Annotated in this window: 14 protein-coding genes and 2 pseudogenes; 5 read left to right on the top strand and 11 right to left on the bottom strand. The window is 34.3% G+C overall.

Going from position 1 to position 16063, the window contains the following annotated elements; translation table 11 throughout:
* Positions 1–35: 35 nt before the first annotated feature.
* Both aspA and ACQKNI_RS07400 read right to left on the bottom strand, forming a co-directional pair.
* Positions 36–1475, bottom strand: coding sequence for an aspartate ammonia-lyase (gene aspA, locus ACQKNI_RS07405; protein WP_088231197.1), 1440 nt, complete (start codon positions 1473–1475; stop codon positions 36–38).
* A gap of 25 nt (positions 1476–1500) precedes the next feature.
* A complete protein-coding gene (locus ACQKNI_RS07400) occupies positions 1501–2772 on the bottom strand; it encodes a cation:dicarboxylate symporter family transporter (RefSeq protein WP_088231196.1) in 1272 nt (423 codons plus the stop codon).
* Positions 2773–3147: 375 nt separating this feature from the next.
* Here ACQKNI_RS07400 and pyrH point away from each other — a divergent pair, with 375 nt between their 5' ends.
* Entirely contained in the window at positions 3148–3891 is a 744-nt protein-coding gene (gene pyrH / locus ACQKNI_RS07395; protein ID WP_427282295.1) for a UMP kinase, read from the top strand.
* A gap of 183 nt (positions 3892–4074) precedes the next feature.
* Here pyrH and ACQKNI_RS07390 read toward each other — a convergent pair.
* From ACQKNI_RS07390 to ACQKNI_RS07355, 8 genes and pseudogenes are all read right to left on the bottom strand, one after another.
* A pseudogene (locus ACQKNI_RS07390) lies at positions 4075–4563 on the bottom strand (imm11 family protein).
* Between the two features lie 51 nt (positions 4564–4614).
* Positions 4615–4935 (bottom strand): annotated as a pseudogene (locus tag ACQKNI_RS07385) (cytoplasmic protein); the annotation flags it as partial.
* An 86-nt stretch (positions 4936–5021) separates the two neighbouring features.
* Entirely contained in the window at positions 5022–6233 is a 1212-nt protein-coding gene (cls, locus tag ACQKNI_RS07380) for a cardiolipin synthase (protein WP_140417388.1), read from the bottom strand.
* 111 nt (positions 6234–6344) lie between these two features.
* Positions 6345–7490 carry an ABC transporter permease gene (locus ACQKNI_RS07375; protein WP_427282294.1) on the bottom strand — a complete coding sequence of 382 codons (1146 nt, stop codon included), beginning with the start codon at positions 7488–7490 and terminating at the stop codon, positions 6345–6347.
* A 1-nt stretch (position 7491) separates the two neighbouring features.
* Positions 7492–8601, bottom strand: coding sequence for an ABC transporter permease (locus ACQKNI_RS07370; protein WP_427282293.1), 1110 nt, complete (start codon positions 8599–8601; stop codon positions 7492–7494).
* A 37-nt stretch (positions 8602–8638) separates the two neighbouring features.
* A complete protein-coding gene (locus ACQKNI_RS07365; protein WP_427282292.1) occupies positions 8639–9577 on the bottom strand; it encodes an ATP-binding cassette domain-containing protein in 939 nt (312 codons plus the stop codon).
* Between the two features lie 137 nt (positions 9578–9714).
* Positions 9715–10815 (bottom strand): sensor histidine kinase, encoded by a 1101-nt coding sequence (locus ACQKNI_RS07360; RefSeq protein ID WP_088231190.1) that lies wholly within the window; start codon positions 10813–10815, stop codon positions 9715–9717.
* Between the two features lie 4 nt (positions 10816–10819).
* Positions 10820–11458: a response regulator transcription factor gene (locus tag ACQKNI_RS07355; RefSeq protein ID WP_088231189.1), complete on the bottom strand. Its 639-nt coding sequence runs from the start codon at positions 11456–11458 to the stop codon at positions 10820–10822.
* 188 nt (positions 11459–11646) lie between these two features.
* Between ACQKNI_RS07355 and ACQKNI_RS07350 the strand changes: the two genes are divergently transcribed.
* The 4 genes from ACQKNI_RS07350 to exsE are packed head-to-tail and all read left to right on the top strand — an operon-like array spanning position 11647 to position 14684.
* Complete coding sequence (locus ACQKNI_RS07350; protein ID WP_240522835.1) at positions 11647–12222, top strand: RNA polymerase sigma factor; 576 nt, start codon at positions 11647–11649, stop codon at positions 12220–12222.
* Positions 12219–12662, top strand: coding sequence for a hypothetical protein (locus ACQKNI_RS07345; RefSeq protein WP_427282291.1), 444 nt, complete (start codon positions 12219–12221; stop codon positions 12660–12662). The genes ACQKNI_RS07350 and ACQKNI_RS07345 overlap by 4 nt, the downstream gene beginning before the upstream one ends.
* The gene (locus ACQKNI_RS07340) at positions 12655–13725 is read left to right on the top strand and encodes a hypothetical protein (protein ID WP_088231187.1); all 1071 of its coding nucleotides are present in this window, start codon (positions 12655–12657) and stop codon (positions 13723–13725) included. The genes ACQKNI_RS07345 and ACQKNI_RS07340 overlap by 8 nt, the downstream gene beginning before the upstream one ends.
* Positions 13722–14684, top strand: coding sequence for an exosporium protein ExsE (exsE, locus tag ACQKNI_RS07335; RefSeq protein ID WP_088231186.1), 963 nt, complete (start codon positions 13722–13724; stop codon positions 14682–14684). Before ACQKNI_RS07340 ends, exsE begins: the two co-directional genes overlap by 4 nt.
* A 30-nt stretch (positions 14685–14714) precedes the next feature.
* On the opposite strand, the gene ACQKNI_RS07330 is transcribed toward exsE, so the two are convergent.
* Positions 14715–15962: a DUF445 domain-containing protein gene (locus tag ACQKNI_RS07330; RefSeq protein WP_088231185.1), complete on the bottom strand. Its 1248-nt coding sequence runs from the start codon at positions 15960–15962 to the stop codon at positions 14715–14717.
* Positions 15963–16063: the final 101 nt, after the last annotated feature.

The following is a 16063-nucleotide window of genomic DNA, read 5'->3' as shown; positions in this document are numbered from 1 at the left end:
TAAACAAAAAAGAGGGGCTTGTCCCCCCTCTTCTTTTAATTTTTCTTTAAAAGAGTTGCTCCTGCAATCCCTGGATGTGTCATTTCGAATGGATCTAGAATTAACTCTAAGTCTTCTTGTGACAACACACCATTTTTCACACAAAGTTCTCGAACGGATTGACCTGTTGCAATTGCTTCTTTCGCAACGCGAGCTGCTGCTTCATAACCGATATGAGGGTTCACGGCTGTAATAATTCCTACACTCTTCTCAACATACTCTTTTAAGCGATCTTCATTCGCTTCAATTCCTTTTAAGCAATTATCTGTAAAGGCACGGAAACCGTTATTCATAATGCTAATAGATTGAAGTAAGTTGAAAACAAGTACTGGTTCCATAACGTTTAATTCTAATTGTCCTGCTTCTGAAGCAAGGCAAATTGTATGGTCGTTACCAATTACTTGGAACGCAATTTGGTTAATCACTTCTGGCATAACAGGGTTTACTTTCCCTGGCATAATAGATGAACCTGGTTGACGAGCTGGTAGCATAATTTCTGCTAATCCAACACGTGGACCTGATGCCATTAGACGAAGGTCATTCGCAATTTTAGACATGTTCATCATACATACTTTTAGTGCTGCAGATACTTCAGTATAAGCATCCGTATTTTGCGTCGCATCTACTAAGTCTTCTGCACCAACAAGTGGTAATTCACTAATTGTAGCTAAATGTTTTACAACTGCTTCAATATATTCTGGATCTGCATTTAAGCCTGTACCTACTGCAGTTGCTCCCATGTTTACTTCATATAAATGTTGACGCGATTGCTGAATTCGTTTCATATCACGTCCAAGTACGCGAGAGTATGCTTTGAATTCTTGTCCAAGACGAATTGGCACAGCATCTTGTAAATGTGTACGACCCATTTTAATAACATGATCGAACTGTTCTGCTTTTAATTCAAATACATCATGCATATAACCCATCGTTTGTAATAAGACTTCTAATGCATTTAATGTTGCGATATGAATCGCTGTTGGGAATGCATCGTTTGTTGATTGCGCCATATTTACATGACTGTTTGGACTAATATAATGATAGTCTCCCTTTTCCATTCCTAATAATTCAAGAGCACGATTGGCAATGACTTCATTTGCGTTCATGTTCATTGAAGTACCTGCACCGCCCTGAATTGGATCGACGATGAAATGATCATGCCATTTTCCTTCTAAAATTTCTTGAGCAGCTTCTGCGATTGCGCCACCCTTGTTCAATTCCAATCTTCCAACATCTGTGTTAGCAAGTGCTGCTGCTTTTTTCACAATTGCAAACGCTTTAATTAAACCTTCGTGAATTTTGTATCCTGTAATCGGAAAATTCTCTACTGCACGCATCGTTTGTACGCCGTAGTATGCAGAATTTAGTACTTCTTTTTCACCTAAAAAATCTTTTTCAACTCGCACGCCATTTTTAACTTCAGTTAATGTTGCCATGATTATTTCACTCCTTAACGATTTCTTATGCTGCTTTTGCTTGTTTGACTGTTTCTACATATTGTTTTGCTTTCTCATTATCGAATTCGCCTTCCCACTTCGACATAACAATGGCCGCTAATGCATTTCCTAACACATTGACAGATGAGCGAATCATATCTAAAATACGGTCAATTCCCGCAATTAACGCGATACCTTCTAGTGGTAATCCCATTGAACCTAACGTTGCTAATACAACAACGAACGATGCACCTGGAACCCCTGCCATACCTTTGGATGTTAACATGAGAACGAATAATAACGTAATTTGCTCCGTCAGTGACATGTGTACACCGTACATTTGTGCAACAAACAATGCCGCTAATGCTTGATAAATAGCCGATCCAGTCAAGTTAAATGTATAACCTGTCGGAATTACGAAAGAGGCAACTGCCTTTGGACAACCGAACTCTTCCATTTTTCTCATTATATTAGGTAAAACAGCTTCTGAACTTGCTGTCGTAAATGAAAGAATAAGTTCTTCTTTTAAAATTTTCATTAATGTAAAAATGTTTACTCCAACCATTCGTGCATTAATACCTAATACAATCACAACGAATAGTATAACAGTTACGTATACAGCTAGCACTAGTTTTCCTAACGGAAGTAATGTTCCTACACCAAATTTTGCAACCGTAACTGCAATTAATGCGAATACACCAAATGGTGCGAATTTCATAACTTGATTTGTAACCCAAAACATCGCTTCGAGCACACCTTCAAAGAAGTTAAAGACAGGCTTTCCTTTTTCACCAATTGCCGCAACGCCTAAACCGAATAGTACTGAGAAGAATATAATCGGTAATAAGTCACCTTGTGCAATAGATTCGAATACGTTTTTCGGTACAATGTGAACAATCGTTTCAGCAAAACCTTTCTTCTCTGTAGCATCTGCTGTTTCTTTATAAGAAGAAATATCACTTTGCTGCAAACTATTCATATCAACGCCAGTACCTGGTTGGAATATATTTGCTGCAAGTAATCCCATTAAAATAGCAATCGTCGTAATAATTTCGAAATAAAGAATTGTTTTTCCGCCTAGTTTCCCAAGCTTTTTCATATCACCTACACCAGCTACCGCAACAATTAATGCTGAAATAACAATTGGTACTACAATCATTTTAATTAAGTGAATAAATATATCCCCAACTGGTGTGATATAAGAAATCGCCGTTTTATTGCCATAAAAGATTGCCCCTACCACAATCCCTAAAACGAGCGCGACAAAAATTTGTGTTGCTAATCCGAATTTTTTCATTTATGTTCATCCCCTTTATGCGAACGCTTTCATTTCGTATTTATAAAAGCTACTCACACATCATATAGGCGAACCTACAAAATCATACAAAAACCTACAAGTTCGTCACAAAAAATTCAATTTTTTTTCTTAAAATATTCATTGACACATATTCCGTAAAAAGAAATAAAATATACTTGATAAAACATCAGATTATTTCGTATAATCTAAAAGATATATGTATTCAAACAAAAAAGGATGAAAAGGAGTGGATGTTATGAAAAATCATACGAAGAAGTTCATTACATCTATTTCTTTTCTATTTTATTTTTATAAAAAGGAACAAGGGCATTCGCCCTTGTTCCTTTTTTATTGCTATCTATAGGGGGAATTATTATGAAGCCATATAAACGAGTCTTAATTAAATTAAGCGGCGGCGCACTTGCTGATCAATCTGGAAATAGCTTTAACTCGAAACGATTAGAACATATCGCGAATGAAATTTTATCCATCGTTGATTTAGGCATCGAAGTCTCCATCGTAATTGGTGGTGGTAACATATTCAGAGGTCATTTAGCTGAAGAATGGGGAATTGATCGTGTAGAAGCTGATAATATAGGCACGTTAGGAACTATAATTAACAGCTTAATGCTTCGCGGTGTTCTAACTAGTAAAACTGATAAAGAAGTACGCGTTATGACTTCCATCCCTTTTAATGCGGTAGCTGAGCCATATATTCACTTGCGTGCAGTACATCATTTAGATAACGGTTATATCGTTATTTTTGGAGGCGGTAACGGGCAGCCATTCGTTACGACAGATTACCCAAGTGTACAAAGAGCCATTGAAATGAATAGCGATGCCATATTAGTTGCAAAACAAGGAGTAGATGGTGTCTTTACAAGTGATCCAAAACATAACAAATCAGCGAAAATGTATAAAAAACTAAACTATAACGATATTGTTAGGCAAAACATACAAGTAATGGATCAAGCGGCTTTACTGCTTGCCCGGGACTATAATTTACCAGCACACGTCTTTAACTTTGATGAGCCTGGTGTGATGAAAAGAATTTGTTTAGGTGAACATGTTGGGACGTTGATTAATGATGATGTTTCGATGTTGGTGCATGAAAAATAATATTTTGCATCGGAAGTTTTCTTCATCTCTAGAAATTATTAGCCTTTTACAAGCAGTTGATCTCCCACCTTGCCTCTTTACTTCAGCCGAATTTCGAGGTGGGAATCTTACTGCTCGTTAATGCAGGATAAATAGTCCCCTACTTTGTATAACAAGGGGACTATTTATAATTTTAGAATTTATTTATGAGAGCTCTTCTGAATCCCACACTTCAATAAATCCAAAACCTTTTAATTCACTTTGTTCAATAAGAGCCTTCAACTCGTCTGAAATAAAGACAACCGTCGGGTGAATTTTGCCATTTATGTAAACTTTAAAAATCATTTCATTTTGAACAGTATTAAAATCAAACGCGAACTTTTCACAACCTACTACAAGGCCTGTAATCAGTTTTTTAAAGATTGCTTTATCTCCATCAATTGCATCTAGTACATTCAATACATGGACCAAGTAATATACCTCACTAGTTGAATTGCGTAAAAGTGGTAAGAATTCAACATTATCGCCTATTAAAGGTTCAAGCACTTGCTTGGCTTTTTCACTAATCATTGGTGCACCAGCTCCTCCCCAAAATTTAGGGAAATCACTATAATTATCTCCTTCTATACACTATATATATATATTGCCCCATGAATTTGCTAAATGAGTTATCGAATTTATTTTTCCATCAATATATTTTTTATGGTCTTAGTCATTTACTTTATAAGGTAAAAACACACCCTTAGCAGGTAAGGTTTCATCTAAATGAGTAACAGCGTATCCCATGTTCTCCCACGTTTCCCATTTACCAAGTGCCACAATACCATCTATTGTATCTTCAACAGCTTGACCTGTACCTTCTAAAATACCATCTATAATTTTTTCGGATGTAGATTTTTCGGGAGCTTTCTTGCACACCGCCCCCTCTTCCATTGATCTCTCCTTTAAATGATCATCAACTTGACGTTTTCTTTCATCAGCAATTTCTTGAATCGAAACGGTCCAATCCATATTTAATCCTTGTGTACTAAACGCACCCACTACCAATAATGAATTATAAAACAAGAAAGAACCTTCTGTTTTTGAAGGTTCTTTCTTACTTCTTCTTTGCACTCACTATATCTTTCATTTCAATTATTTTCATTAAATCATCATAAATAAAAATCCACCAACCCTGCCAACTTCTCCTTACACCGCTCCCAAAATGATAACTTCTCAAAAAACTCTTTCGTCATTTCTTTTGAATCATGAAAATCTTGCGCTAATGCCTCGTTCACTTCTGATACGATAGTTCCACCATGAATATACAAATTCATCTCATCATTAATATAAAAGCTACGTGCAGTTATGTTCGTTGTACCGATAACAGTTAATTCATTATCAATCAGCATTAACTTTCCATGAAACATCCCTTTTTTATAACCATATACTTTAATTCCATTATTAACAGCTTGACGTATGTAAGGATAGGCCGCCTCTTTAATAAGAGGAATATCTGGTTTATATGACCAAAGTATTTTTACTGTGACGCCACGTTTTTGTGCCGCGATTAAAGCGTTCATTAATCCTTTATTTTTCGCTATAAAATACGGCGTCGTAACGACAACCGAATGCTTCGCTTGGTTTATTAACTCAACATATTTTTCAGCGACGTGATGCCCGTTGTAACTAGCCATCGTATGTAACGTGTTCCCTTTACTAGCTTTATTCGTACTTCTCTTTATATGTTCTTTCGTATCTCGTTTCCAATCTAAAGCGAACTGTTCTTCTAAATCTTTTGCTCCTTCTCCTTTTATCCGCACATGATAGTCACGCCAATATCCAAATCGCTTATCTTTTCCTAAGTACTCATCTCCCATATTAAACCCACCTGTATAGCCGATCTCCCCATCAATCGTTGTAATACGGCGATGATTACGGTGATGTAGTGAATAAAATCCGAACGGCAATTCCAGTTTTCTACTATATGTAAAATGTACACCACTTTCCCGCAATTCCTTTATCATCTTTCTTTCAAATGATAAATCATTAATGCGATCAACTGATAAATAGACGTTTACTCCTTCTTTTGCCTTCTCTTTTAATAAGTTTAAAAAAGTATGGCTACTTTTATCATCCGACAAAATAAAAAAATACGTGTAAATAGAACTTTTCGCTTCTTTTATATCCGTAAATAACTGTTTATAAAAAGGCTTTCCTTCTACATATAATTGAAAGTCACTATAATGAGGGGCATACTCTGTCGGCATATTTTTCCCAGCTTCCATTTTCCGTCCGAGTGTAACATCAATATGCATCCAAATTAAAACCAAAACTAATATACCAATAATGATAGAAGTAACTCGTAATATTTTCTTAATCATTTTAATTTCCTTCCGCTCATTTTCTTTCCACCTTTCTATTTTGTCATTCCAATTTAGATTTCATGCTTCATACAAAAAAAGGATGCGACTTAACGTCACACCCTTTTTCCATTAAACAAAGTTCCTCGCATCATTATTCCTTCCAAACTTATAAATAGCAATTAAGAAGAACGCAATCGCAAAGGCGAATAAGATTAAAATGTTTAAATATAACTCAGAGAATGGAATTCCTTGCTGTAGTTTTGCTATCGTATCTAATAACCAACGCTGCGGAAGAAAATCAGCTACTTTTTGTACCGCTTTTGGCATAATGTCGTACGGGAAATAACATCCAGCAAGTAAACATGTTGGTACTATCACTAGATTTTGCAATGCATTTGAAGCAGTTGAACTTTTTGAAAAAGACACAATGACTAATGATAAACCAATTGCAATTAAAGCGAATATCATAATCACACCAATCATTACTATGAAAGGCATATTAATATTTGTATGAAAAACATTCGTCATAAATAGTACTGCAATGACAATTTGCAATGTTAATATCATCATATTTACCGCGACATTGGATAATATAAATTTCTTTCCGTCAATTGGTGTTGATAATAATCTAAAGTACGTTCTATTCTCTTTTTCTTTTAAAATAAATCCTGATAAGTTCACTGCTGAAAACAGCATAAACATAATAAGATAACCCATCGTTTGGTTTGTCATATCTTTATTTTTCGAAGTATCTTCTAGCGTCTCCGTTTTCATTTTAAATGAACTTTTTTGATACCCTGCGTACATATTATCAAATGCACTTTGATCTGTTCCTGCCACTTTACTAATAGCTGCTACATTATCAATATAGTTGTATAAATATGATTTTATAAATCCTGTTACTTGATCACCTTTAATTGATGAAATTTCAATATGATCTGGTTTCCCTTCTCGAACACTTTTTGAAAAACCAGAATCTAATATAATAACTCCATCAAGTTTTTTGGAAGTGAGTTTATCTTCTACTTCAGACTCCTTAACCTTACTCACATTTACATGTTCTAATCCTTCTAAAAATTTCACCGTGTCATTTGCTATCGGCTCATTTTCTTTATTTACAATCCCGATATTTAACGTTCCTTGCCCTGCATTTCCGTATATCGAAAAAGAGATGAGCGTTCCGATTATTGGCAAACTAATAATAATGAATAACCCTTTTTTATTTTTCAAAAGTACAGATAACGTTTTTTGTATGAGCCATAAAATATCTTTCATACTATAGCCCCTCCCGTCTACGTAATGCAATAATTGCAATTAATAAAAAGAGTGCTGATATTCCAAGGTTTAAAAAAATGACTGGTAGTGCTGCCCCTACATCATTCGCATAAATAATTTTCATAACAGCTGTATTTGCCCAAGTTAATGGCGATAAATTCGTAACAAAATTTTCTTCTACTACGAAATATGCACCACCAAAAATAGAAGCTAATTGCACTACTACCATAATAATTGCTCTCGATGCTTCAGCTGTTTTCGTAATATATCCGATTCCTAAACCGAAGCTAATTGCTAGAAAGACTTGTGTTAATAAAATAATAAATATAATTCCAAGATGGTCGCCCCAATTTGCTTGAAAAACAAATTTACTAAATAACATGACTAGTAATATGCACAGGGCATTTGCTACTAGGCTACCAAGTACTTTTCCAATGAATATTTCAGCCTTACTTATAGGTGCAGCAATGAGACGATCTCCTGTTTTACGTATTCGTTCTCCTCGAATTAAAGAACTCGCTCCCATCGCAGCATATAGTGCAATCATCGTCGTCATTGCAACCGCATAATAATCCATAGAACCTGGGTTTTTCGCAGCTTGTAAAGATGTTTCTTTTATATAATCATTATGATTTCCGTTTGAAATAACTGCGTTAACCTTACTAGGATCTACTTTTACAACTTCGGTCACTACATTGTACTTATCAACAAATGTTGTAAGCATACCTTCCACAATACTTCCTTCAATACTACTTTTGTCACTTCCGTACAATTTTGCGCCATCTTTATTTAACTCTACATAAGCAGCATATTTATTTTGCTTTACTTCTTCTTTCCCATCTATACTGCCGGAAGCTTTTTTAAAATGAATACCCGATTTATCGACTTCTTTCGTAAATGCTTCAAATGATTGAGAAAACGTACTACTCGCTTCATCTTTATATAGCACTTGTATATCTTTAATAGAATGACTATCACTATTAAATGCGTCACTTAACGCTGTCCCTAACACAAGCATAAGCACAATCGGAAATGCTAACATAAAAACTAAAGTTCTTACGTCCCTGAAATCTCTCTTAATATGCATAATTGCAATATTGAAGATGTTCAATTGATGAACCTCCCTTTACCTTTTCTTCATTTACCTTTTATTTATCTCGTAAGTTTCTTCCAGTCAACGTAAGGAATACTGTTTCTAAATTCGGAGCCTGCTCTTCTAACGAACGAATTTCAATATCATGATTAATGAAGTGCTGAATAATTTTATTCAAATTGTTTAATCCTGAATCAGAATTTACTTTAATTACATTCTCTTCGATTTGAACAGCTTTCACGCCGCTTATCTCTTTTAATTTTTCTACATCGAGATTTTCTACAGATCTCACTTCAATCCAAATGTCTTTCGTATCAGTAATGATCGCTTTTAACTGTTCTTTTGTACCTTCTGCAATCACTTTACCGTGATCAACAATCGCGATTTTCGTACAAATCTCTTCTACTTCTTCCATGTAGTGACTCGTATAAATGATCGTACTTCCCATTTCATTTAATTTTCGGACTGACTGAAGAATGTAGTTCCTTGACTGCGGATCAATTCCAACCGTCGGCTCATCCATAATAATCAATTTCGGTCTATGTGCGATTGCACAAGCAATATTCAATCTTCTTTTCATCCCACCAGAAAAGTTTTTCGGATAACTTTTATGTTTATCACTAAGTCCTACAAATTGAAGTGCTTCCTCTACCCTAGCTTTTAGTTCTGCTCCTCGTAACCCGTACAACCCTGCAAAGAATTTCACATTTTCATAAGCAGTTAACTCTTCATAAATCGCAATATCTTGCGGAACAATGCCGATGTTCATTTTCGCAAATCGATTATGTTTCTTTATATTTTTTCCTAGTATGCTAATTTCACCTTCATTACTTCTTAACAAACCGGCAATCATATTAATTGTCGTACTCTTACCAGCACCATTCGATCCTAAAAAGCCAAATATTTCTCCTTCTTTAATAGATAAAGACATATTATCAACTGCGATGAAATCACCAAATTTTTTCGTTAAATTTTTAATTTCTAATGTATTCATCATTTCACCCCTATTTCGGTTTCTCTGCTGTTTATTATAAACAAAAAGAATGAACCTGCTTAGTGCAGAACTTCATTCTTTTCACATGAGAATATTCACTTTTTTCATATGAGATGATTCATCCTCGTCCCATTTTCTTATATGGGTAACAGCATTGTTACTGAAAAACCACTTGTCCCATCTACAATAATTTTTCCGTTTACAGATGCTGTTCGCTCCTCCATACCCATAATACCAAGACCTTTTTTTACAAGCACTGCACCTTTTCCATTATCCTTCACTTGCACTTTCACCATCTTGTTAAGTACATGAATATCGATTGAAATGACTGTCGCATCAGCATATTTCATCGCATTTGTTAATGTCTCCGTAACATTTTCACCGATAATCTTCCACTGAATTGGAGAAATCATATCTAAGTTCCCTTTATATACGAATGGAATATTTATATCATGCTTACCGGCAAATTCCTCTATGAATAATTTCATACGATGAATACCAATTTGCTCTGTTGGTGGCTTCATATTTTTTAACGTAATGCGAATACTTTCGATTCCGTCTTTTGAAATATGAATTGCATTTTGTAATAACTCCGCAGATTTTTCTTTATCTATTTCCATTAATCTCTTCGCTGCTTCCATTTGAATGAGTGCACCCGTCATCGAGTGACCAATTTTATCATGAATTTCTTGCGATAGCCGATTTCTTTCTTCTAACTTAAATGTGTACTCTGATTGCCTTATGTACTCTTTATTTTCATTTAGACTTTTCGTCAATCGCTGCATATCTTTTCGCATCTTATCATTTTGTGATTCAAGCTTTAATACACGCGATATATACCGTTCTGCCATAGTTAATACAATGAAAGAAAATGCAACAATTAATCCATATGTCATTCGAATACTTTCATCTGTAAAGGTAATAGGAATCATCATTATAATAAAGAGCTGCCATTTCTTCTCTATATAACGAAATGTAATTTCATATAAGTTCAATGGTAAAAACAAAATAAAAAACGGATGAATCTTCCATGTAAATAACATAACAACACCAATTGACACAGAAGTTAATATGCTTTTGTACGTATCTTTTTTACATATAGAAATTAGCACGTTTACAGAAAGATATAAAAGTAAAGTAAGTATAATCCATGATAAGTTCGCAACATTTAAATAGATGTAACTAAACACAATATATATAAAGACAATTAATTTACTTACAATTAACCAAAATTCCATATCTTTACTCTACTTTCCCTGTTAAGTAATAAATCGCAATTTGTGTGCGATGTTCTAGTCCAGTTTTCCCTAAAATAGATGTAATATAATTCGCAATCGTTCCTTCTGATATGAAAAGTTGCTTCGAAATTTCTTTGTTCGAAAATCCTTTTGCAATTAATGCGATAATACTAAGCTCTCTTTCAGTAAAAAGGCTCTTATCTATTTTAGACTCTTCTTCTTTACTTTCCATTAAATTAGACTTAATTTTATCAAGCACGACATCTTGCATGACAGTTTGACCGTTATATACTCCTTTTATTGCATCACGAATACGCTCCGGATCATTATTTTTTAATAAATAACCTTTCGCTCCGTTTTTTACTGCATCCAAAATATATTCATCATCATCAAACGTCGTTAAAATAAGCGGCTTTGTTTTCGTTTCTTCACAAATGAACTTCGTTGCCTCTACACCATTCATGTTCGGCATACGAACATCTAAAAGTACAATATCAACTTCATTCTTTTTGCAATATTCCACTGCTTCTTTCCCATCATTTACTGTATCTACTACTTCGAATTCTTCGTATGTATTTAAAATAATTTTCATGCCTTCTCTAATAAAAGAATTATCATCTGCTATTAATATTTTAATTTTCATGTTTGTTAGTATGGGCCTTCCCTACTAACATTCACATCCTTTCTTCACGTATCATTTCCTACTTGCTCATTATATACTTCTCTCTACCATTTTTTCACACCTTTTTCATATAGCCCCATCTCTAAAAATATATTATTCTTTTTTTACAACATGTGTAGGGTGACTTCTCGTTTCTTACGTCTATATAATTGAATGCGTCAAAAAGGAGGGAGAGCACAATTGAAGAAAAACAGTTAATTGAAAAAGCACAGCAAGGTAGTGAGCATGCTTTTCGCATCCTTGTCCAAACATATCGTCATTATATTTTCCAAATTATTTTTGCTATTTTAAGACATGAAGAAGATGCGAAAGATGTGACACAAGAAGTATTCGTAAAAGTTCATGCTTCTCTCCCTAATTATCAATTTCGCGGATTAAAAACGTGGATGGCGCGTATTGCCACCAATCACGCTATTGATTATAAGAGAAAGAAAGCTAAAGAAAACGAAGAACTCTCCTTATGTAAAGAAACTGAGGAAAATATAAAATCCTCTCATAATATTGAGGCTTTATTATTGACGAAAGAGCAAAAATTAATCATTGCTCAAAAGCTGAGAGAACTTCCGGAAAATTACCGTGACGTCGTTCTCGCACATTACTTAGAAGAAAAAAGCTATCAAGAAATTGCTTTACAGGAAAACATTGAAGTGAAAACAGTCGAAATGAAACTGTATCGGGCAAGAAAATGGATTAAAAAACATTGGAAGGAGGAAGAGTTTCTATGATGCATTATTCAAAAGAAGATTGGCGCAATTATACATTAGATACTATAGCAAACAATGAACGTGAATCTATGGAAGAACACCTTTATGAATGTGGTCATTGTTTAGCACTTTATATGGAAAGTATTGATGAGCAACATGAAAACCTTCCAATGATAAATGATGATTCATTTACAAACGAAGTTATGACGCAAATACATTTTGAAACGTTACAACCTAATGAAAATATAAAAACAAACTCACTAAAGCGCACGATTATTCATTACATAATTGCGACTGCGGCTACCATTATTTTTATGGTAAGTGGTTTATTCCAATATATTTTCACAGCGACATCAAATTTCGAGAAATCTTCCAAAGAAAATGAAACTTCTATTTCACAACAAATTGTAAACAAAGCAGCGCACACATCAAAGCAGGACGGAGGTTCAAAGCATGAATAAAAATCCCTTTTTAGCACTTGTATTAGGGCTAATTCCTGGGCTTGGTCATTTATATTTAAAGAAAATTGGAGGTTTTATTTTATATAGCGGAGGAGCTTTATTACTATTTACCTTTGCAGTGGTTTGGACGACACAATTAGGAGAGCATGAGATTACCTTTCTCTCCCTATTTTTACTAGTAGTGTTATGGATAATCAATTTACTAGATTTAGTTATCACGATTGTAAATCAATCGAAAAAACAAGCAGCTGGAGAATTGACAGGGTCCTCTAAAGAGAGCGAACGATTTTATATCATTCTCCTATCAATTATCCCTGGACTTGGACATTTCCAACTAGGACTTATGCAACGCGGTCTTACATTTTTAGTCGCTTGCGCAGGCTTAGGCAGCATGATTATATTTGTTACATTATTAACTAACCAAGGGAGTTTCCTTATCTTCCTTGTTACGTTACCTGTTTTATGGATTTACAACTTCTTCGATGTTGTTCAACAACTACAGAAAAAAGAACGTGGTGAGCAGCTAGATGATCGTACTATTTTCGAAGAGTTTGAAGAGCACCGTGAACAAGGAAAGAAAAATAAAACATTCGCTTCTATTTTAGCAATGTTTCCTGGAGCAGGACATATGTATTTAGGCTTACAACACCGTGGTCTTCAGCTTATGGCAGCCTTTTTACTTTCAATATACTTACTTGACTTATTAAGGCTTTCTGCATTTTTATTTTTAGTACCAATCATTTGGTTTTATAGCTTTTTTGATGCGTTACAACAAACTGCAAAATACGGAAAAGAACGCTTAAATGATGAACCTATTATCGATTATTTCATAAATCATCAAAGATGGATCGGTATCGGATTAATTGTATTAGGTGGTTATTATTTATTAGATCAAACAGTCCTTCCTATTTTGAATGATTACTTTGCAACTATATTTAACATTCATCTTAGCGAAATATATTATCGCTATTTCCAAACATCTATCGTTGCGCTCCTCTTAATTGGTGGCGGCTTTAAATTATTACTTGGAAATAAAGAAAACAAAGGTGGGACAAACGAATGAGAACATGGCGTGTTGGAACATTCTCAATGGGGCTTTCTATTATTGCATTAGGTTGCTTCTTACTATTTTCAGTTATAAAAGGAACTCAAGTATTAGATTCTTTAACAGCATGGTGGCCTGTTTTACTTATTATACTTGGCGTGGAAATTTTACTATACCTTCTATTTTCTAAGAAGGAACAATCATTTATTAAATATGATATTTTTAGTATTTTCTTTATCGGCGTTTTAGGAAGCGTCGGAATTGCTTTTTACTGTTTATTATCAACTGGATTACTAGAGGAAGTTCGTTACTCCATTCATACAACTAGACAAACAAACACGATTCCAGAAAGTAAAGTTGATATTCCTGAATCCATCAATAAAATTGTCGTGGATGCAGGTACAGACAATCATCCTCTAACGATAGACGGAAGGAATTCAAATGAAGTTAGCCTTCTTGGAACATATGAAATGACGACAAAAGGAAATGAAAAACTCAATTTAAAACAAGAAGATTTTCTTTCAGTTCAAACGACTGGAGAAACGATGTATATAACATTAAAGTCATTACCATTTCATCAAAGAATGTTTGGTCAGGAACCACAAGTAAAACCGACGCTTGTACTCCCACAAACGAAACATGTAGAAATTCGTGCGTCTAATCGAGATCTATCTCTTTATCCAGGTCAATTACAAAACAATTGGTTTGTACAAGAAAGCTCAGGTGTATCTGTTCATTTAATAAAAGAAAGTGACGTATCTCTAACAGCAGTAACAAATCAAAAAGAAGCTATCGGAAACACACCTTGGGAACAAGTAGAAGATTTAACGAAAAAAGAAAATAATTCTCCAGAAGAAAATCCAGAATTGGACAAGCAAGAACATTGGTATAAAAGTTCAATTAAAACTGGAAACGGGACGTACAAGCTAAACATTGAGAAAGCTTACAATTTAAATATGAGTGTTATTGAAAAATAAAAAACCTTCCACAATTGTGGAAGGTTTTTCTCATATAATCGCTTTAATTCCTTCTAATACTAATCCGATCATAAATCCGCAAACAGCACCGTTTACTCGAATCCACTGTAAATCTTTACCTACATTATTTTCAATCATTTCGATTAATGTTTTATCGTCTAACTTATCAAGGTTTTCTTGCACAAGCTTTCCGATTTTCGAATGATTCTTTTCAACGAGTGTAACAACTTGATTTTGTAACCACTCTTCTATTTTTTGAACAGTCATTTCGTCTTCTTTTATTTTATTCATTTGTTTTTGTAAAAATGGAAGAACATATTTATCAGCAAATTCTTCATTGTTGACAAAGGCAACTGCTCTTTGTTTTACTTGCTCAAGCATTTCTTTTATTTTGTCAGTACCATCCCAATTCGCAATCCACTTTTCTTTCCAATTTTCTAATTCCTGTAGTAAAGCTTCATTTTCTTTTACATTTATAATTTCTTGACGGATTTTTGCTAATATAAGTTGTCTTGTGCTATTATCAGCATCTTGTAAGCTGTTAATATTACTAATGATAAACTTCTGCAAAATGCCTCCAATTTTATCTTCATCTACGATATTCATAAATGATTTTAAAGTAAACTGCAGGAATCCATCTACTTTTATATTTTCCATCGCCTTTATTCCTAAACTTCCAAGCTGATAACGCGCTTCATCTTGCGCTGTCCAATCTTTTACTTTTACTAATATGTAATCAAGTGTCTTTTCATCATATTCTTGCACAACTAATTGATCAACAAGCACTTGTAAGATGTTACTTGTATTAATTGTATGCAAATACGTTTTTAATTCTTTTTCAATAATAACAGCTAACTTTTCCGTATCTATTGTAACAATCGCTTTCTCCGCAATCGTTACAATCCCCTTTTTCACAGCATTAGACTGCATTTCTCTCTCAGCAATTTGCAGCACCATTTGCGCTAGCTGCATTTCTTTTACTTTATTCGTAATACTTTCTTTCGTCAGCCACTCATTTTCTAACGTATTGATGAGCCCTTTCGTTACTCGTTTACGATTTTTAGGTAATAACGCTGTATGCGGTATTGGAATTCCCATCGGATGACGGAATAAAGCTGTAACTGCGAACCAATCCGCAAGTCCACCAACTAATCCAGCTTCAAATCCCCCTTGTATAATCTCTCCAGCTACCGTTCCTTGAAAAGGGATAGAAGCCGCAAAGCCTACTCCCATAACCCCAAGCGAAATACCCGCTATATATTTAGTCTGTAATGACATCGTATACACATCCTCTTATTATGTAAAATAAAGCTGTTTGTTATATTTATTCAATATTAGTTATCCTCTATATATACTATAATGAACTATTGTGAAAATAA

Origin of the sequence: Bacillus sp. NPDC094064 (assembly GCF_050279585.1) — a bacterium.
Taxonomy (GTDB): Bacteria; Bacillota; Bacilli; order Bacillales; family Bacillaceae_G; genus Bacillus_A.
Note: the sequence above shows the minus strand (reverse complement) of the source record. Positions and strands in the feature narration are given on the sequence as shown.